Origin of the sequence: Chitinophaga filiformis, from assembly GCF_900102545.1 — a bacterium.
Taxonomy (GTDB): domain Bacteria; phylum Bacteroidota; class Bacteroidia; order Chitinophagales; family Chitinophagaceae; genus Chitinophaga; species Chitinophaga filiformis.
In genome coordinates this window covers 16,113-33,907 of sequence record NZ_FNBN01000017.1, presented here as the reverse complement: position 1 = coordinate 33,907, position 17,795 = coordinate 16,113, and the positions used below count along the sequence as shown (strand labels likewise).

At 44.8% G+C, this 17,795-nt stretch carries 15 protein-coding genes and 1 tRNA gene; 6 read left to right on the top strand and 10 right to left on the bottom strand.

What is annotated here, in order from left to right:
• The 3 genes from BLR32_RS33460 to BLR32_RS33450 all read right to left on the bottom strand — a co-directional run bounded on the left by BLR32_RS33460 (nucleotide 1) and on the right by BLR32_RS33450 (nucleotide 3,588).
• Nucleotides 1-963: a hypothetical protein gene (locus BLR32_RS33460; RefSeq protein WP_089839043.1), complete on the bottom strand. Its 963-nt coding sequence runs from the start codon at nucleotides 961-963 to the stop codon at nucleotides 1-3.
• Nucleotides 963-1,637, bottom strand: a complete 675-nt coding sequence (locus tag BLR32_RS33455; protein WP_089839041.1) for an aspartyl/asparaginyl beta-hydroxylase domain-containing protein — start codon at nucleotides 1,635-1,637, stop codon at nucleotides 963-965. Before BLR32_RS33455 ends, BLR32_RS33460 begins: the two co-directional genes overlap by 1 nt.
• Before the next feature lie 211 nt (nucleotides 1,638-1,848).
• Nucleotides 1,849-3,588 carry a carbamoyltransferase family protein gene (locus BLR32_RS33450; RefSeq protein ID WP_089839039.1) on the bottom strand — a complete coding sequence of 580 codons (1,740 nt, stop codon included), beginning with the start codon at nucleotides 3,586-3,588 and terminating at the stop codon, nucleotides 1,849-1,851.
• A gap of 222 nt (nucleotides 3,589-3,810) precedes the next feature.
• Here BLR32_RS33450 and BLR32_RS33445 point away from each other — a divergent pair, with 222 nt between their 5' ends.
• The 3 genes from BLR32_RS33445 to BLR32_RS33435 all read left to right on the top strand — a co-directional run bounded on the left by BLR32_RS33445 (nucleotide 3,811) and on the right by BLR32_RS33435 (nucleotide 7,471).
• Entirely contained in the window at nucleotides 3,811-5,187 is a 1,377-nt protein-coding gene (locus BLR32_RS33445) for a toxin-antitoxin system YwqK family antitoxin (protein WP_089839037.1), read from the top strand.
• 56 nt (nucleotides 5,188-5,243) lie between these two features.
• Nucleotides 5,244-6,170 (top strand): helix-turn-helix domain-containing protein, encoded by a 927-nt coding sequence (locus tag BLR32_RS33440; protein WP_089839035.1) that lies wholly within the window; start codon nucleotides 5,244-5,246, stop codon nucleotides 6,168-6,170.
• Nucleotides 6,171-6,259: 89 nt separating this feature from the next.
• Nucleotides 6,260-7,471: an MFS transporter gene (locus BLR32_RS33435; RefSeq protein ID WP_089839032.1), complete on the top strand. Its 1,212-nt coding sequence runs from the start codon at nucleotides 6,260-6,262 to the stop codon at nucleotides 7,469-7,471.
• Between the two features lie 204 nt (nucleotides 7,472-7,675).
• Here the strand turns inward: BLR32_RS33435 and BLR32_RS33430 are convergent, their stop codons facing one another.
• Nucleotides 7,676-9,241 (bottom strand): glycoside hydrolase family 28 protein, encoded by a 1,566-nt coding sequence (locus tag BLR32_RS33430; RefSeq protein ID WP_089839030.1) that lies wholly within the window; start codon nucleotides 9,239-9,241, stop codon nucleotides 7,676-7,678.
• Nucleotides 9,242-9,890: 649 nt separating this feature from the next.
• On the opposite strand from BLR32_RS33430, the gene BLR32_RS33425 reads away from it, so the two are divergent.
• Entirely contained in the window at nucleotides 9,891-10,511 is a 621-nt protein-coding gene (locus tag BLR32_RS33425) for a hypothetical protein (protein WP_089839028.1), read from the top strand.
• A 310-nt stretch (nucleotides 10,512-10,821) separates the two neighbouring features.
• Nucleotides 10,822-12,117, top strand: coding sequence for a hypothetical protein (locus BLR32_RS33420; protein ID WP_089839025.1), 1,296 nt, complete (start codon nucleotides 10,822-10,824; stop codon nucleotides 12,115-12,117).
• A gap of 173 nt (nucleotides 12,118-12,290) precedes the next feature.
• On the opposite strand, the gene BLR32_RS33415 is transcribed toward BLR32_RS33420, so the two are convergent.
• From BLR32_RS33415 to BLR32_RS33395, 5 genes are all read right to left on the bottom strand, one after another.
• Nucleotides 12,291-12,363: transfer RNA gene (locus tag BLR32_RS33415), tRNA-Gly, on the bottom strand.
• A 574-nt stretch (nucleotides 12,364-12,937) separates the two neighbouring features.
• A complete protein-coding gene (locus BLR32_RS33410) occupies nucleotides 12,938-13,444 on the bottom strand; it encodes a hypothetical protein (RefSeq protein WP_089839023.1) in 507 nt (168 codons plus the stop codon).
• Nucleotides 13,445-13,533: 89 nt separating this feature from the next.
• The gene (locus BLR32_RS33405; protein ID WP_089839021.1) at nucleotides 13,534-13,956 is read right to left on the bottom strand and encodes a 4-fold beta flower protein; all 423 of its coding nucleotides are present in this window, start codon (nucleotides 13,954-13,956) and stop codon (nucleotides 13,534-13,536) included.
• 1 nt (nucleotide 13,957) lies between these two features.
• Complete coding sequence (locus tag BLR32_RS33400) at nucleotides 13,958-14,737, bottom strand: (Fe-S)-binding protein (protein WP_089839019.1); 780 nt, start codon at nucleotides 14,735-14,737, stop codon at nucleotides 13,958-13,960.
• 25 nt (nucleotides 14,738-14,762) lie between these two features.
• A complete protein-coding gene (locus BLR32_RS33395) occupies nucleotides 14,763-16,082 on the bottom strand; it encodes a (Fe-S)-binding protein (RefSeq protein ID WP_089839017.1) in 1,320 nt (439 codons plus the stop codon).
• Nucleotides 16,083-16,200: 118 nt separating this feature from the next.
• Between BLR32_RS33395 and BLR32_RS33390 the strand changes: the two genes are divergently transcribed.
• Nucleotides 16,201-16,698 (top strand): phosphoribosyltransferase family protein, encoded by a 498-nt coding sequence (locus BLR32_RS33390; RefSeq protein ID WP_089839015.1) that lies wholly within the window; start codon nucleotides 16,201-16,203, stop codon nucleotides 16,696-16,698.
• 57 nt (nucleotides 16,699-16,755) lie between these two features.
• Here BLR32_RS33390 and BLR32_RS33385 read toward each other — a convergent pair whose 3' ends face one another.
• Nucleotides 16,756-17,742, bottom strand: coding sequence for a DUF2279 domain-containing protein (locus BLR32_RS33385; RefSeq protein ID WP_089839012.1), 987 nt, complete (start codon nucleotides 17,740-17,742; stop codon nucleotides 16,756-16,758).
• Between the last annotated feature and the right edge of the window lie 53 nt (nucleotides 17,743-17,795).

Here is a 17,795-nt window from a genome sequence, read left to right as displayed (position 1 = left end):
TCAGATAGATAATGTGTGCAATGATCTTAGATGTTCATATGCGTTGTGCGCATCCTGGAAAAAGAACTGTTCCCTGTTGTCAAACGATTCCGGTTTAAACACTTCCTGTGATGCCTTACTGTGATATTTCAGGCGGTCGTACACCTGTTCCTCATCTTTTATTGTCACTCCGGAGAAACGGCTGAAGGTCGTCATCATTTCCTGTACACTGTCCGCATAATCAAAAAAGCAATCACGGGCATTTTTAAGCGCAAGAATACTTTGCAATTTAAGGTAGAACGCTTGTAGTACCTGCGCCGTATAGCGGTTAAAATCACCTCCAAATTGCGCAGGATCATCAATCTTAAGCAGGGCAGGAGAAACCATGCCGGGAACTGAATGAATACCTCTGCGTTTATGATGTGACGCAATTACCTCATCCGGTTTACGGTAAAGAAAGAAAAAAGGCGTATGCGGATACCATTGCCTCAGCAATTCATAAAAATGAATATGCCAGCTGTCCAGTTTTATGATATAGTGCTGCTCTTTAAAATTACGTTGTTGCCCCATCAGTCTGAGGGCCGCTCTGAACCATTCTTCCCGGGTAGGGAGGGAAAGGTCCGGCTGATGTTCCGGTGTTCGTAAAATTTCATCCAGCAGGGGTGCTTCCGCTATCACAATGTTTTCCTCGGGTGCTGAAAAGGCCTGTGATAACAAGGTCGAACCACAGCGGGACACATGGAAGACGAATGCTGACGGCTCCAGGGCAGCCAGATCTTTGCTGGCGTCAGACGCAAAGTCCATTGTAGACAGGCTTTCCAGGGAGGAGCGCTGCCGTTGTTTGATCCGGCATACCTGTATCGTTTCATCGAAAAAGGGAAGGATCATCCGTTTGTCGGCCAGATCCAGCCATTTCACCATCCATCCCTGGGGTGTGTAATTAAGTTTATATGGGATCCAGTTTGCGATAAAGGATGTCTGCATTAGGGCGCTGCTTTTAAACTGGCAATAATATTCCTCGCGATATCCGTGTCAAGTTTTTCCAGTTCTTCAATCATCCTGGCTTTTGTTGCCGCATCATATGACGGTTCTTTTTCTGATAGATCAAAGCCCTGTGCTGCGAACAGACGGTCGGTCCATTCATTACGTATACAGTCCATGATCAGGTGGACTCTTGCTGTATTACCGTGGTTGACGATGCTGTGCGTCAGGCTGAAGTCCATATACCAGCATTCTCCTGCCTGTAAATGCAGCGTTTCATCCTCCACCGTAAAAAGCACATCAGGATTGGTAATGATAGGAATATGGATCCTGAAATTACCGTCACGATAACCGCAACCCATATCCTTATGAGGTTTGATCTCGCTGCCTGGTGCCAGGGACAACAGACGTACCGCTTCTTTTTCACATTGCCAGCCGTCGAGTATCCCCCGTACATAAGGCATCATTTCCAGTACAGGAGTATCTTTATATCCAACGTTTGCCTGTGCATAGATATCATTGCTTTTGCCGGTGGCAGAACGTAAGGAAATACTACGCCAGTCGCCGTTAAAATCTTTACTGTTGAAATGAATGGACCAGTCCTGCTGAAGCACATTCTTCAGTTCGGTGGAAAGCTTGTCCCGGTCGTAGGTATAGGAGAATCTGATATAATTCATTGGAATCCTGATGCGGGCTAAAGATAATGTAAAATGTATTATGCAGGTAATATGTCCGTCTATGATTAGTTGCCGATTGCGGAATATTGAAAGGCCCGGTAGCATTGCAGCATCGAAGAATGTCGCAGAGACGATAATATCTATTGTGTCAGCCGAAGAAGACTGTGATTCCGGGAAGTGCTGCTTATCCCAATGAGGGAAAGCTCCTGCCTTAAAGGACAGGAGTTCCCACTGGGGTTTTCTCAACGATGTACGAACCTATTACCAGTGCATCAAATGGAGATGACCAGAAGCATTCTACAGCATCGCGTGGGGTGCATACGATTGGTTTTCCCAATGTATTGAATGAAGTATTGACGAGCACAGGCACACCGGATTTTTTCTTGAAGGCCTTCAGCAGATCATAATATTGCTGATGTTGCTCTCCGTTGACAGTCTGTATCCTGGCGGTGCCATCTACGTGCCTTACAGCAGGAATGAGATTGGCTTTATCGGGTTGCACATCAAACACAGAAAGCATAAACGGAGATTGTGATGCATTACTGAACCATTCTGCAGCATCTTCTTCAAGTACTGCCGGTGCTACAGGCCGGAAGTCTTCACGATCTTTCACCACATTCAGCCGCGACTGCATAGAAGGACTCATGGGAGATGCCAGGATAGAACGGCTTCCCAGAGCACGCGGACCAAATTCCATTCTTCCCTGGAACCAGCCGATTATTTTATCCTGGAGCAGGATATCAGCAGTTTCTTCTGCGATGTTCTGCAGCTTTCTATACGGCACCTTCGCCCATTGGAGGAACTTTTCTATTTCAGTATCACTGTATTCTGGTCCCCAGTAAGCATGTGGCATGCGATAGTTTTTATCGGCCTGTTTATTCTGTTGCAGATCGGTATAAATAGCGGCACCCAGTGCAGTACCGGCATCACCTGAAGCGGGTTGTACCCACATGTTCTTAAATGGTCCTTTATCCCTGATACGCGCGTTCAATACGCAGTTAAGCGCCACCCCGCCAGCGAGACAAAGGTTCTCTTCCTTTGTTTCCCGGTGCAGCCAGTGCACCAGTTCAAGTACCACTTCTTCCAGGACGAACTGCAGGGAGCGCGCAATATTGAAATGGTGTTCTGTAAAGGGCGCATTTCTTTCTCTTGCAGGACCGAACCGCTCTTCCAGTCGCTCGTTGGTGATAGTGTACTGTCCGTTGTCAAAGACTTTGATCATGTCGCGGAATTCATTGATGAATACCGGCTTGCCATAAGAAGCCAGCGCCATGACTTTATATTCATCGGAAGAATGCAGAAAGCCAAGGTAGGAGGTAACACGTTCATAGAGTAATCCCAGCGAATGAGGCATGTCTACCTGTCCCAGCCGGATAAGATCATTTCCTGCTCCCAGGTTGTAAGTGGTAGTTGCCACTTCTCCACGGCCATCAATGGTCATTACAGCAGCGCGTGTAAATGGAGAGGGGTAGTAAGCGCTTGCCGCATGGGCAATGTGGTGTTCTACAAAATGCCATTGACTGCGATCGAGGTTTGCGCCTTTGAAACGCTTCTGCAGATGGTGCGGATAACCATCTGTAAGCTGCCGGGGTGCATTGATAATGGAAGACAAAAATAAGGGGTCCCAGGGATTGGTCCATTTGGAGGGGCCTGTTTCCATTCCCTGTTCCAGCGGGATCTCTATTGTTGCTTGTCCTGTATGGTCGCCCAGCAGTAAGGAAGGGTCAAATGAATAAGCAAAGTGATCCACATCTTTCAGATGGATATTGGCTGTTTCCAGGCAGTAGTTAATAGCATGGAAGGGTAGTTCATACGTTGAAAACGGGACAGGGCGCTTCCCATGTTTAATCTGTGTAAAACGTTCCTCTTCAGCTGCTGCGATGAGTTGGCCATCTTTGATCAGACAGGCGGCGGAGTCATGGAATACTGCATTAATACCTAATGTATACATAGCACGGATTTTTGGCAGACATAGCTAAAAAACTGTTCCACCTTTTGAATGCAGGTGATGAGCCGTTTGAAGTGCAGGTTTATCATTTTTGGATGTTTGATGTGTTTCCCAATGTCCACACTTCAGGTTAATAGCTCACTTGTAGCAGGATAATTTCATTAGTAAATTTTAAAATGTATTAAATTGGGCTGCTCTGAAACGAGACCATTAAATTAAGACAGAATGAAATTTCAGATTAACAACGGGTTAGGCATTTTTTCCATTCACGCAAGTGAGATAGGAAGTTATTTCAGGTGCAGGAAGCCATTGACAGCCGTTTGGTACGATTGCAGGGGATCTGTCGGAAAATACTTATGTCTGCTTCCCTATGATCAGGAATACCGCAATGAGATTAAAGACCGCTTAGTTGGTCAGCTGAATGAAGACTTTACAGACAGAATATCTGCGTTAAAGGAATTGCTCGATCCTCTGCTGATATTATTTGCCTGCGGCGAATATACTCTGAGCTACTACAATGGAGAGAATAGTAAATATTTTCAATATACTTCTTCAAGAGATAATTATGAAAACATACATTATTATGACTGGGCCCTGGCATTCTCACCGGTTGTTGATATCAGGGACAAAGAATTAAGAATTAAAAATCATCAGCAGTATATTACAGAAATCGACAAAGCAAAATATTACCAACCGGACTTGTTGGACTACACTACTGGCGGCTTTTACGATGGGTCTGACAAGATATTTGTAGCCACCCAGCCAGAATCGGAAATTAACCAGGAAAGAGTTAAGTACTTTGAAAACGAGATAAGCAATGGCGCCCGGCCATTTGCCATTATTTTTAATTGCTATTTTCACCAGATAACGGATGGCTCGGACAATAGCCTGGATTCAGCGAGTTATGTAATAGATGGGCACCATAAACTACTGGCATATAATAATCTCAAAATCCGGCCAGCAATTGTTGAACTAACATACTATCCCGCGGGAAGGGAAGATATAGCGTTTAATGTGGAGGAGCTCATAGAGGTGCTGTATCCATGGCAGGTTGAGCACATCCTCAAAAACTGGTATGAAAAGGACAAATATATATTAGAATATCTGCAAAACCCTGAAAGTACCGTTCATCGTTTCATTAAAAACGGACATGTTAAAACCTTCCATGAAAACGGGCAGCTGGCACATGAAGCGTTTTATATAAACGATAAGATCGAGGGAGAGGCAAAGTGGTGGTATGATAATGGGCAGCTGCAGTGGATTGAACATCATAAGAATGGCCTCAGATATGGCGAATGGAAATACTGGTACCGCTCCGGCAGTATTCAGAGTGAATTCTCTTTTGATGAAAATGGGGTGGGAGATGGGCTTGCAATCTCTTATTTTGAAAGTGGAAAAATAATGCAGGAGGTGCGTACAAAAAATGGTATTCCGGTTGATGGATACGCCAATCTCCGCTGGTATGAGGATGGTACAAAAGAGTCAGAACTGGAATATCTAAATGGAAGGATGATCAAAATGAAGAATTACAATAAGTCTGGAATATTGATCAGTTTTCAGGAATATGATCCCCATACAGATAAATTCGTCCAAAAGGTATAAGGCTCAAGCCGATGGGGAAGGTGTGCCGTTACCATATTTTCCATAACTTTGCACCCATGAGTCAGGAATTGGAGACATTGACCGATTTTTACCGGGACAGATCCCATATCAGCTTTCCATTAAGCAATACCGATCTGCAAAGCGGTAAGTCTCACTTTAACGTAAATACCCGGAAATACTGCAATTTCAAATCGCCCTATAACAGACGGGATTTTTATAAGATCACACTGATATTGGGAACAGGTGAGCTGAACTATGGTGGCAATTCTATTATCATAGACAGGCCGGCCATGTTGTTACCTTGTCCATCCGTTCCTTACTCCTGGACCAGCTTATCTGACAATCAGGATGGTTACTACTGCCTGTTTAACCAGGAATTCTTCAATGAGCATTACCAGTTCGACATATTTAAGCGTTCACCGCTGTTTAAGGCGTGGAGCGAACCCGTTATCTTCCTGGATGAAAAGCAATTGGCGCTGATAACTGTTTATTTCCAGCAGATGATGGAGATGGCGCATAGCGATTATCCTTTTAAATATGAGGCCATCCGGAACCTGCTCTGCCTGCTGATGCATTCGCTGCTGGTAGAACAACCTGATGGTAACTATACTAGTGAATTACCAGCTTCCCATCGTTTGCTCAGGATGTTTGACGAGTTGTTGCATCAGCAATTCCCACTCGATTCTCCTGCTCATCCATTGACAATGAAGACACCGGCCGACTTTGCCCGGGCGCTGAATGTCCATGTCAACCATTTGAATTCTGTAATCAAGAGTACCACAGGTAGTACAACCACCGCCATTATTAAGGGGCGCGTCCTTGAAGAGGCCAAGACCTTATTGCAGAATACACAATGGGATATCTCCCAGGTAGGCTATTGTCTGGGCTTCGAAGAACCTGCGCATTTTAATCATTTCTTTAAGAAAGCAATGGAAATCACCCCTTTACAGTTCAGACAATCAAAAGCCAAAGCGATTCTTTGATTTAGACAATAATTCCTTTGAATTACATTACTGATGATTTTCGGGCCTGATATACCTTTGTTACGTTATTCTAAAAAAGGTTTTCAGGTATGTTAAGAAATGCATCAGATAGAAGAAAGAAGATAGCGACATTACTGGCTTTCATTTCAATACCCTTATCGGGGTTCGTCACAGATATTTATTTGCCCTCATTCCCTACAATGGCCACCAGCCTTGGAGTGCCGGAGCATGATATACAGCTTACGCTGACATGTTTTTTCCTGAGTTATGGCGTCTCCCAGTTGTTCGTCGGAAGTCTGTTGGACAGCATTGGCAGGTTTAAACCTGCGATGTATGGTTTGGGTGTACTGATAGTTTCCTCTTTATTGATAGGTATCACAAAGAATGTACAATTAATCTGTCTTTTAAGGATCATACAAGGTGTGGCGGTGTCATTCGTGGTGGTTTCCAAACGGGCTTTCTTTGTAGACCTGTACTCAGGTGATAAGCTGAAACATTTCCTTAGTTTCTTCACGATTATCTGGTCGTTAGGGCCTATTGTAGCACCCTTCCTGGGTGGTTATCTGCAGAAGTTTTTCAACTGGCAGTCTAACTTTTATTTCCTGGCGATATATGCATTCCTCATGCTGGTGTTCGAGTTGATCTTCAGTGGTGAAACAATTGCAGAACGCAAGCCGGTAGATCTGGCGAGGATAAAAGGGAATTATGCCATGATGCTGGGGAATACGCAATTCCTGCTGGGGATTGTTACATTGGGCATGGCTTATTCTGTTGTGATGGTGTTTAATATGGCAGGCCCTTTTGTGATCGAAAACAGTTTTCATTTCAACGCTGTGGTGATTGGATATTGTACGCTGATACTGGGATTTTCCTGGATGATAGGAGGGATCATCGGCAAGCGTCTTATAGCGCTTGATTTTAACCGGAAAGCGTCTATTGCAGGTATTGTCCAGCTGTCATTGATAGCGTTGCTGTTTATGATAGGTTACGGTTATCAGCAGTTATGGTGCCTGATGTTATTTGCCTTTTTTATTCACATCTGTTCCGGGTTCCTGTATAATCTCTTCTTTACACAAGGCATGTTGTATTTCCCACAGAATGCGGGTATGGCGAGTGGACTGTTAGGAGGATTGGTGTATGTGATGACGTCCATTTCCAGCTTTACACTTTCCCGGACGGGCAAAATAGATACGCAACAGGATATGGTGTTACGTTACCTGGTGATGTCGGCGATATTGGGTGCTGTTATCTGGTTTTCGGTTCGGGTGAGAAGGGGGGCTGCTAAGTTGATGGTAGCGTAAAGAAGCGGGGCCGCATATAGGGTTGCCATCGTAAGTCAGAAGAAAGATACTGTTGTTCTCAAGATAAATAATGGAGGAAACGAGACAAAGTTAAATCTGTTAGAGAACGAAGTGACGCTGACTTTGAAACGTTTGAGTTAGTAAAAAAGAAGAAGGTGGCTAAAATACGTTTAAGCCACCTTCTTCTCTAAGTAATTTTGGCTCCTATTTCTTCTTCCAGCTGTTGGTTTCCCAGCCTTCCGGCTTTTGCGGGGTAGCATTCTCAAAGCGGATGTTGTCTGTAAGATCACCGGAAAGATTGGTGACGATCTTATTAGCCGGATTGATGATGCGTAGCTGCTGAAAAATGATATTTCTGCTGTCGGTGAATGTTAGCAGTGAATCAAGGCTGTAGATCGTCGTATTAGAGATCTTCATATCAGTAGCATCTATACTCTGGATTAGTTTACTGCAGTGTGCTTCCACATTTTCAAGATTGAAATTTGTCATAGGAGATTCCGGTATACCATCTACTCTCACAAGTGCTCTGGCACTATCTACGATAATATCTTTTGCGTGTATATTCCTGTATACGGGCGTTAATTTGTTGACAGGCAAAGCCGGCAATCTATCAGCGAGTGCTCCCACATACATTCTGGCGCCCAGCATATCCCAGCGGAAGGCGTCCAGTCGCAGGCGCATCCGGATGCGTTCATAATAGAGATTTTCGCCACCTCCACCACGGGGACGCCTGGTTTTAAAGCGCAGGCCTACTTCTGTATCGTCGAATACGACATCGTGCACATATAGGTTCCGGATCATGGCCGCTGTTTCACTACCTACCGTGATACCACCATGTCCCTGGCGTGCCAGGCAAAAGCGGATAACTACATTCTCTGTAGGTTTGCCAATTCTCAATCCATCTTCGCCCCGTCCGGCTTTGAGTGTGAAACAGTCGTCGCCGCAATTAAGGGTACAGTATTCTACCAGAACATTCCTGCTGGATTCTATATCGATACCATCCCCACTGGGAATACCCACAGAATTGACCGTAATACCCCGTATAATGACGTTATCGCAATAAATAGGTACAATGTTCCAGAAAGGGGTGTTTTCGAGCTGTATGCCCTCTAAAAACACATTTTTACAATTGACTACGGAAACGAACATAGGAAGATAGACCGGCCCTCCGTTATGGCCGTCATATACCCTCTCTGCCACAGGTTTATTGGCAGCGACCACATTTTCTATCACATCCTGCCGCATGACCTGCTTCCTCACAGGACAATTGGCAGGTGGGCCTACCAGTTTTCCTTTGCCGGTAACGGCAATATTGTGTTGCCCGTTGGCGTATATACAAGCCCCCAGTGACATGACTTCCACTCCTTCAGTACGGGTGAATACAACCGGGAGATAATCGGCTACTTCTCCACTGAAATTCAGCACTGCATTTTCTTTCAGGTGCAGATTGACGTTTGATTTTAAGGTGATGCGTCCGGTATGCCAGTTGCCCGCTGGAATATTCACAGTTCCTCCGCCGCGTTTGCTTACTGCATCTATGGCTTGCTGGATATCTTTTGTTTGCGTATCTCCTTTTCCTTTGATGGTGATGGTATATGAAGGGAATACTGGCTTTTTGAAGGCCGGCATGGGAAAGGGTGCGTGTACGGGAGCAATGTTTTCTGTGAGTCTTGCCGGGCCGACTTCATCGATTGTTGGAATGTGGACCTTGACCTGTGCGGTGGTTGTAAAGCCGATACAGGACAGGCAGAGTATCAGTAGTTTTCTCATTAACGGGAATTTGAGGTAAGATAGGGAATTATTATTGTTTGTTTGACACTTTAATGAAGAGTGGTTGCTGGGGCGATTGATTCAACCCTTTCGGTATAGTATCAATTCGGTACGACTAGTAGATGACTAGTGATAGCCTTTTGGTACTAGAAGCTCCAGGTCAAAGACATGGTATCGTGGGCCAATTTTGGTCCACGATACCGGGAGGGCAAACGAATTATATTTCCGCTAGATGACCAGCAGCAAAGCTGCATATGACTTGCATCTTCCTCCGTTCTTCCTCCGATCAAATCGGAAATATTCTCTCACTATTTTCGATTGTGGTCACGCTGTTTTTTAGAAAAATCCGCGTCATCGACGCGTCTGAATAAATGAGAATTGCGTTACTGAGGTGGGAGCGTAGACAGCTCCTGTGCTACTAAGCGGAATTACTAAAGTAGATTTGTGGAGGGGTGGTGTGCGTTTATTCCTGTGCCTGCTTAGGTTTTTGATCTTCGTCTTCGGACCTATTCGCCTATCGGCTCAGTGACCTGTAGTTTGGGAAATCAATGCATAGTAACTATAAAAAAGAATTATTATTTTTGAGTATACATGTACAGCTCATGATTACCCTATGAAATGAATTTTTTTATCCTAAATCCATATACCTATGTACATCGGTACTACCTTTACTGGCAGTGTGAAGAAATTTAAAAAACAACAGATCCAGACAAAATTTCTGTTACTCGGATTGCCTATTGCACCCTCTTCTAATGAATCTTTACTGGTAACCCAAACTGGCTTTGGACGCCGGAATGGATATCCTATTAAATTACATCGGCAAAGCGTGGTGGCTGCCTACACACGTATTCCTGCGCTCGCGGTGGCGCTACTTCTGCTATTCGGAGCAAACAGCTTTCTAATGACTGGCTGTGGAATATTAATGGCAGCATTGGCCGTTTACCTTATTTTCTATTACGGTCGCTCTAGTAAGGCGGAAAATGAAGAAAGAGAGTTGATCGGTAGCTTTACAGGTGCATATGGAAAGGCTGAGTGGTTTACCCGGAATATGTGTAGTGATTTTTACGATGCCTTACGTGAAGTCTATGAAAAAAGTGGGCGTAACTGGCAGGTAGATATTAAAAACGATACTGTAGAAAATATCCCATTGTTATATGTCATTGCGTTATTTTATGCGGAATGCCATCCCTATGAAGAACCCTTTGAATTGAGAGAGAAAGCAGCAGCACTCTATGCTGCACAAAAAGAAAGAACCGTAACATTTGCATAAAATAAGTAGCTCCCTGGTTACCGGGGAGCTATCGTTGATGTTTTTGCGAAAAGCTATTTCTGCTATTTGCCGGCTCCTGGTTCCGCGACTTTTTTAATAAAATATTGGGCACCTGGACATGCTAAATGCTCCGCAGAGATGCAAAGATCGAGTCTGTGTTGTTCTGATAATCGCTTTACCAATCTAGTTTATGTGGATTGTTCAGATGGGCAACATTTACAGGAGGCATCTGGTTGCTTTATCCATAAATTTCTCATAATATTTGTGAGGTTTATCATTCATTTTTATAACCTGAAACTTCTTAGCCATAATGGGACATACCAATAATCAGTTTGAGGGCCTGGACAATGAGGAATTGATCGACATCATAAAGTATAATAATGATGCGATAGAAAGGGAAACTGCATTGAAACAGCTGCTGAAGCAAGACCCGAGCAACGAGGCTCTGCGGCGGATTATAGAGTATGCTGATAAGAAGGATGCTACTTTGGCAGCAGAACAGCTGCTGAAACAAGCGCCGGGAAATGAGGACCTGCGGTATATTATCGAGTATACCGATAAGAGAGATGTTGCTGCGGGACAGCTGCTGAAGCAGAACCCGGGAAATGAGGACCTGCGGTATCTTATCCGGCTTACCGATAAGAAGGAAGTTGCTGCAGAACAGCTGCTGAAGCAGAATCCGAGCAACGAGGATCTGCGGTACATCATCTGTTTTACCGATAAGAAAGATGTTGCTGCGGAACAATTGTTGAAGCAGGGACCAGGCAGGAAAGACCTGCGATGCATCATCCGTTTTGCCGATAAGAAGTATGTTGCTGTTGCTGCGAAACGGCTACTGAAACAGCACCCGGACAACAAAGATCTGCTGTGCATCGTCGAGTATGCCGATAAGAAGGAAGTTGCTGCGGAACAACTACTGAAGCGGGACCCGAGCAATGAGGACCTGCGGTACGTCATTCGTTTTACCGATAAGAAGGATGCTGCATGGGAACAACTGTTGAAGCAGGACCCGGGTAATGATGACCTGCGGTACATCATCGAATATACCGATAAGAAGGACGCAGCATGGGAACAGTTGCTAAAGCAGGGCCCCAGCAATGCGGACCTGCGGTACATTATCCGGCTTACCGATAAGAAGGATGTTGCTACCGAACAGCTGCTAAAGCAGAACCCTGACAACGAGGACCTGTGGTGCATCATCAAGTATGCCAATAAAAAAGAGGCTGCTGCGGAACAGCTGCTAAAGCAGGACCTGAGCAATGAAGACCTGTCAGAACTGATTATTCATGGAGCAGGATCGGTTGAAGCAGTATCGTTATTAAGGGCGCGTTTTGGCGCTCAATCGGTAAACGAGAAGGCCCTCATTAAGGAGATTTCAGCAATTGTGCTTGCTCAACCTGACAGTTTAGAGATGAGCGATTGGCACTGTGGTACTTCTCACTGTCTCGCAGGATGGGCTACTACATTATCACCAATTGCCCGGGAAATTGAAGAGAAAGAAGATACAAAGATCGCTGGCTGTACAGTGACTCCTTCTCTTGCTCCTTTATTCTTTTCGGACAATGAAACTGTTCTTGCAAAGCTACGGGAACTAGCTAACGAATAAAAGGAATGCTCTTGGGGGATAGTTATCCTAAAGGCTAAAGGTCAGCGATAGATAAGAGGGGTACTTGAAAAAATATTGAGACGTTTTTACACGTGATTTTGCATTTTATTCCGGGTTAAAAAGAAGCTATAATCAATTTTGTAAAAAACTTCACCTGTTGGGCTTTTGTAATGAGCGGGAAACGGGACTCGGACCCGCGACCTTTAGTTTGGGAAACTAATGCTCTACCAACTGAGCTATTCCCGCTTATTTGGTATCTGTTATCTACCTAACAAGTGTCAAAATAAATGTACTATTTTATGGAATTTCTTCCAAAACTGATTCCAAATTGTTTTTCCTATAATTTATTGTCTGAATAACCAGAAGATTTCGCTAATCAGAATGATCATAGTCAATTTCTCCTGACGGCATACCTTTTTGGGTGGTATGTCCAAAGATATGTGTATACCCTGAATTGGTTTTATTTAAATCCAATAGATAATGCCGGAATAACGTAAATGTATAAGTAGCTGGTAGCACTTTAATGGGGGAATGACATATTTTTTAAGTATATCGTTTATACGAATCCAGTTGTGTCTGTGATCGTTGATCAATGACTATCAAAAAATCTGATATTAATTAACTCTAAATTAATAGATCTCTTGATCTAAGTTATTAGGTTTGTGGCTTTTAGAAAAGGGGGTGATGCTATTGGGCTATAAAAGAGTTATTAAGTTGGAATAAAAACTATAAATCCCCAGAAATGCCATTTTATCCATTTCTGGGGATTCTTTAATAGATAATATCTCTATCCAGGCTGTTTGGGCAAATTCAGCCTCTACTACGCCAAAGAAAACTTCTTTGCCAGCCAGCTCTCTTTCAACGGCAACAGCCAGCTTTCCTCCATCTCACCTTTAGTCAGCACAGTATTGTTCAGATAAAGTGTATTCTCGTCAATAAAGCCCTTTTCCAGTGCATATGGCACCTGTTGCATAGGCAGCGGCTGTAACTTACCCTTCACCAGGAAACCGAGCAAAAGACGGTTAAAAAGGTCTACACTATACTGGCGCTCGATGCTTTTAATAATACGTACAGAGCTGTCGGTGCTGCAACCGCTGACAGCAACATTTGACTCATCCGCAATCAGCACGATGACCTGATCAAAAAGCAGCTGGCCCCATCCCTTTACAGGAGCGCCATGAGCTTGCCATTGGGAGGTAAACTGATGCAATTGCTCGTTTATTTCCAGTTTTTCCTTTTCGCTGAAAGGACGATTACTCTGATATATCCATACACGGGAAGACGGGTGAAAGTCAGCCGGTAATAATTGTTGAATTTCCTGTTTCATGATGCAAAATTACCAAAAAAATGAGTACAGACTACTGACGACGGTCATTTTGGTGTCAGGAACTGAATGGCCGGGCCTGACGTAGGGCATTAATTTTCAATTCCTTTTAAAAGAAATGCTTCAGAAGATGCGTCTGACCAGAAGTCCGAAAAGTAAGGCTTATAGGGAGGATAGCTCTTATATCCTACATACGGTTTCTGCTGTTTATAGCTTTTATAAGGCTCATATTGGGTATACCCCTTGGCCGCCTTTTTTGTATTACCTATTCTCTTGCCATCATGATCTCTTACAATACCCTTTTCAAACCAGCCCAGATGCTTCCCGTTAAAGCCATATACATCACCCTCTGAGATGACAGCAACCGGCTCGCCGCTATACAGATAGATGGTCCGGTCTTTATCTATTGTGTCGATGTATGCAATCGCCTTTCCCTCTTTGTTGAATAATGCCACATCCTGAGCCGCGGCTGTGCAGCAGAAGAAGACTAGCAGGAAGGTAAGGAAGCGTTTCATTTTACGAGATCTGCTGTGCTACTAACTCCGCAATATCCAGCACCTGTACACTATCTTCTTTACCCTGTTCTTTTACGCCATCCGTCAGCATGGTCATACAGAAAGGACAATTTGATGCAATGACACCGGCACCGGTTTCCACCGCCTCCCTGCCACGTTCGAAATTGATGCGAGTAGCGCCTTTCTCTTCTTCCTTAAACATCTGCGCACCACCTGCACCACAACACAGGCCATTGCTACGGCAGCGCTTCATCTCCACTAATTCCGCATCCAGGGCTTCCAGCACCTTGCGGGGAGCTTCATAGATGTCGTTAGCACGACCGAGGTAACAGGAGTCATGGTAAGTGATCTTGCGACCTTTGAAGGTACCTCCTTCTTTCATCCGGATCTTGCCTTCGTCGATCAGTTGCTGAAGATAAGTAGTGTGATGGATCACTTCATAGTGTCCGCCCATTTCAGGATATTCGTTACGGAGTGTATTAAAGCAGTGAGGGCAGGCGGTAACGATCTTTTTTACCTCATAACCATTCAATACAGCTATGTTATTCTGCGCCATCATCTGGAAGATGAATTCATTGCCGGCCCTGCGTGCAGGATCGCCGGTACAGCTTTCTTCTTTACCGAGAATAGCGAAACGGACGCCTACTTTATCGAGGATAGTGGCAAAGGCTTTGGTGATTTTCTGCGCACGTTGATCAAAACTGCCGGCACATCCCACCCAAAAGAGGATTTCAGGTGTTTCGCCGCTGGCGGCGTATTCGGCCATCGTTTTTATTTGCATTGTATATCAGTTTAACTTAACGCTATTATCCATTCATTTCTACAGCCCATTTGTCCCTGTCATCCGGACTCATTTTCCAGGGGGCCATATTGTTTTCGATATTGCTGAACATCATATTCCATTCCTGCGGCGCACTGGATTCTTCCATTACCAGGTGACGACGCAGTTGCAGAATGATATGCAGCGGATTGATACTCACAGGGCACTCCTGTACACAGGCATTGCAGGAAGTACAGGCGCGAAGCTCTTCTTCAGTAATATAATCGCGGAGCAGGGTTTTACCATCTTCTGTAAAGGACCCAGTTTTAGCTATCTGTGCACCAATCGCTTCTGCACGGTCGCGGGTATCCATCATGATCTTACGGGGAGACAGCTTCTTGCCGGTGATATTGGCCGGACAGGCAGCAGTACAGCGGCCGCATTCCGTACAACTATAAGCATCCAGCAAGTTTTTCCAGGTAAGATCCGGTACATCTTTGGCGCCGAATTTAGGAATATCGCCGGCCGGAGTATCTGCTGCCAGCTCTGGCTGTAGCATCAGCTGTACTTCCTTCTGTACGGCAGGCATGTTTTCCATTTTACCTTTAGGCCGCAGATCGGCGTAATAAGCATTCGGGAAAGCCAGTATGATGTGCAGGTGCTTGGAGTAGGGGAGGTAGTTCAGGAATGCCAGAATACCCAATATATGCAGCCACCAGCAGGTGCGTTCTATTGCGATGAGTGTACCGTCAGATAATCCGGAGAACAAAGAAACAAAAGGACCTGTCACCCAGAAAGCGCCGGTAGCCATATAATGTTCATGCCCATGTTGTTGCAGTGCCTGATCTGCTGTATTCATAGTCAGGAACAGGAGCATCAGTACTATTTCCGTGATCAGGATGTAGTTGGCGTCAGAACGTGGCCAGCCGTCCAGTTCATGTTGATAGAGACGTTTTACTTTCACAATGTTCCTGCGTATCAGGAATATAGCACAGCCTACGAGTACTAATGCTGCCAGTATTTCAAAACAGCCGATCAATACAGGATAAAGCCCTCCTAACAAAGGAGAGAACAGGCGGTGTTTACCCAGTATACCATCCAGGATGATCTCAAGGATCTCGACATTGATAATAATAAAGCCAGCATATACGAAGAAGTGGAGAACAGCAACAAGGGGATTGCGGAACATTTTCTTCTGTCCGAAGGCAAGCAGTAACACATTCCGCCAGCGTGCGGCAGGTTCGTCATTCAATTGAACATCCCTGCCAAGCAGTATATTCTGCCTGATCTGCCTGGCCTTCCTGTAAAACAGGTATACAGCAATGCCGAAGGCAATTACAAATAATAGCTCCTGAATTATAAGCATACGTCAGATTTGACTTCCTAATTTATAGCAATGTAAGGAAAAATAGATCATCCGCCATAGACTATGCCCTGTTGACTATGGACTCTTTTTCCTAATTTTACTCCGCTAAACAACCAACATGGAAACTAAGAACGTGATCCTGACCCAGGATGTGATAGAGAAGAAGATCAAACGTATCGCTTACGAGATCTATGAACATAACAGTGATGAACAGGAAATTATCCTGGCAGGTATCTGGGACAGGGGAATGATACTGGCAGAGAAGATCGCAGTAATACTGCAGGAGATCTCTCCCTTGCGTATCAAGCTCTTACAACTGAATCTGGACAAACAGCGGCCGGAAAGTGTCAGGCTTTCCGAAGAAATGGATTTCAATGGAAAAACGATCGTGCTGGTGGATGATGTGGCTAACTCAGGCCGGACCATGTTGTATGCCCTGAAACCTTTCCTGCAGTTCCTGCCTAAGAAAATACAGACAGCCGTACTGGTAGACCGTAAACATAAGTCCTTCCCATTGTCAGTGGATTTCGTAGGATATTCCCTGGCTACCACCTTACAGGATATGGTGATGGTGGATATGGAGGAGAATGAGATCCGCTCAGCATACCTCGTATAACAGAACATACGGCTGGTTGGTGAAGCTATTGCTACCATACCAGACTCAGGTCCATACTCAGAAATGCAGTAGATGTCCCCGGAGTATACCCCTGGAGGTCAATTCCAGTGCGGGGGCAGGAAATTTAAACATGTTCAGCACCTGGAATAGTACTTTAACTCCCTTTCTACGTGTAGGTATCCTGGTGAAATCTATATCAGGCGACAGGTAGAACTGCCGGTAACGGGGAATGAATGAATAATCATGCTGCATACCGTTGCTGTCTTCCCATATATTATTATCCCCTTTGAGCATGCCGTTGGCGCCATAACCCAGGGCGATGTTGAGCCAGGAGGGCACACGGCTGTGGGGCATGAAGGCATGGAGATTCACTGATACCCAATAGGTTTGTGCATTATAGTCTTTCAGCGTCCGCTCTGCCAGATTGTCTCCAAACAACTGATCTGTACGTGTTTTTAAGTAAGGATCCTGGTATCTTTTAGGATATGCTGAAAACTTGAGCTGTATTCTTTGTTCGCGCCATATCAGTTCCTGGCCGATCATGAGTGTTGATCCTCCGGCATTGGCTGCCATATCTGTCCAGGAGAAACCCCATTCGGCGGAATAGGCGTCCAGTATCTCAATAACAGACTGGTAAACAAATCCGCTAAGCCCGCCGATCCAGATCTGCTGCTTTTCCGGTAGTCCGGTACAACGCCACATTTCCCTGCTGATCTTCCCTTCCATATAAGCACTGTAAAAGTGACCTGCTTTGTCCATCTGCAGCCATTCGGGCGTATCGTCAAAACTATGGAAACGTGATTTTGGATACTGGTTGTACCAGGTATTGCTGAGAACAGCCAGTGCCCCACCATACAGACCGGTGGTAACGCCTGCCATCATCCATATATTGGGACGATTGATGTGAGTAGGGGGCTGATTGTCAATGATGGTATCGTTTACTGAAGCGGGATATTGCTGCCTTGCCAGAACAGGGTAGTATGACGATACTACCAGTATAAAAAGTAGTATTCCTCTAAAATATAGCACAGCTGCGGTTTCCATAGGTAAAAAAAATCCCGGTACTATGAGTACCGGGACAAAGTTAAGGGAATAAT

What these genes read in the sequence shown, in the direction of transcription:
- BLR32_RS33460 (WP_089839043.1), bottom strand. Translation starts at nt 963, where the DNA reads ATGCAGACATCCTTTATCGCAAACTGGATCCCATATAAACTTAATTAC.
- BLR32_RS33455 (WP_089839041.1), bottom strand. Translation starts at nt 1,637, where the DNA reads ATGAATTATATCAGATTCTCCTATACCTACGACCGGGACAAGCTTTCC.
- BLR32_RS33450 (WP_089839039.1), bottom strand. Translation starts at nt 3,588, where the DNA reads ATGTATACATTAGGTATTAATGCAGTATTCCATGACTCCGCCGCCTGT.
- BLR32_RS33445 (WP_089839037.1), top strand. Translation starts at nt 3,811, where the DNA reads ATGAAATTTCAGATTAACAACGGGTTAGGCATTTTTTCCATTCACGCA.
- BLR32_RS33440 (WP_089839035.1), top strand. Translation starts at nt 5,244, where the DNA reads ATGAGTCAGGAATTGGAGACATTGACCGATTTTTACCGGGACAGATCC.
- BLR32_RS33435 (WP_089839032.1), top strand. Translation starts at nt 6,260, where the DNA reads ATGTTAAGAAATGCATCAGATAGAAGAAAGAAGATAGCGACATTACTG.
- BLR32_RS33430 (WP_089839030.1), bottom strand. Translation starts at nt 9,241, where the DNA reads ATGAGAAAACTACTGATACTCTGCCTGTCCTGTATCGGCTTTACAACC.
- BLR32_RS33425 (WP_089839028.1), top strand. Translation starts at nt 9,891, where the DNA reads ATGTACATCGGTACTACCTTTACTGGCAGTGTGAAGAAATTTAAAAAA.
- BLR32_RS33420 (WP_089839025.1), top strand. Translation starts at nt 10,822, where the DNA reads ATGGGACATACCAATAATCAGTTTGAGGGCCTGGACAATGAGGAATTG.
- BLR32_RS33410 (WP_089839023.1), bottom strand. Translation starts at nt 13,444, where the DNA reads ATGAAACAGGAAATTCAACAATTATTACCGGCTGACTTTCACCCGTCT.
- BLR32_RS33405 (WP_089839021.1), bottom strand. Translation starts at nt 13,956, where the DNA reads ATGAAACGCTTCCTTACCTTCCTGCTAGTCTTCTTCTGCTGCACAGCC.
- BLR32_RS33400 (WP_089839019.1), bottom strand. Translation starts at nt 14,737, where the DNA reads ATGCAAATAAAAACGATGGCCGAATACGCCGCCAGCGGCGAAACACCT.
- BLR32_RS33395 (WP_089839017.1), bottom strand. Translation starts at nt 16,082, where the DNA reads ATGCTTATAATTCAGGAGCTATTATTTGTAATTGCCTTCGGCATTGCT.
- BLR32_RS33390 (WP_089839015.1), top strand. Translation starts at nt 16,201, where the DNA reads ATGGAAACTAAGAACGTGATCCTGACCCAGGATGTGATAGAGAAGAAG.
- BLR32_RS33385 (WP_089839012.1), bottom strand. Translation starts at nt 17,742, where the DNA reads ATGGAAACCGCAGCTGTGCTATATTTTAGAGGAATACTACTTTTTATA.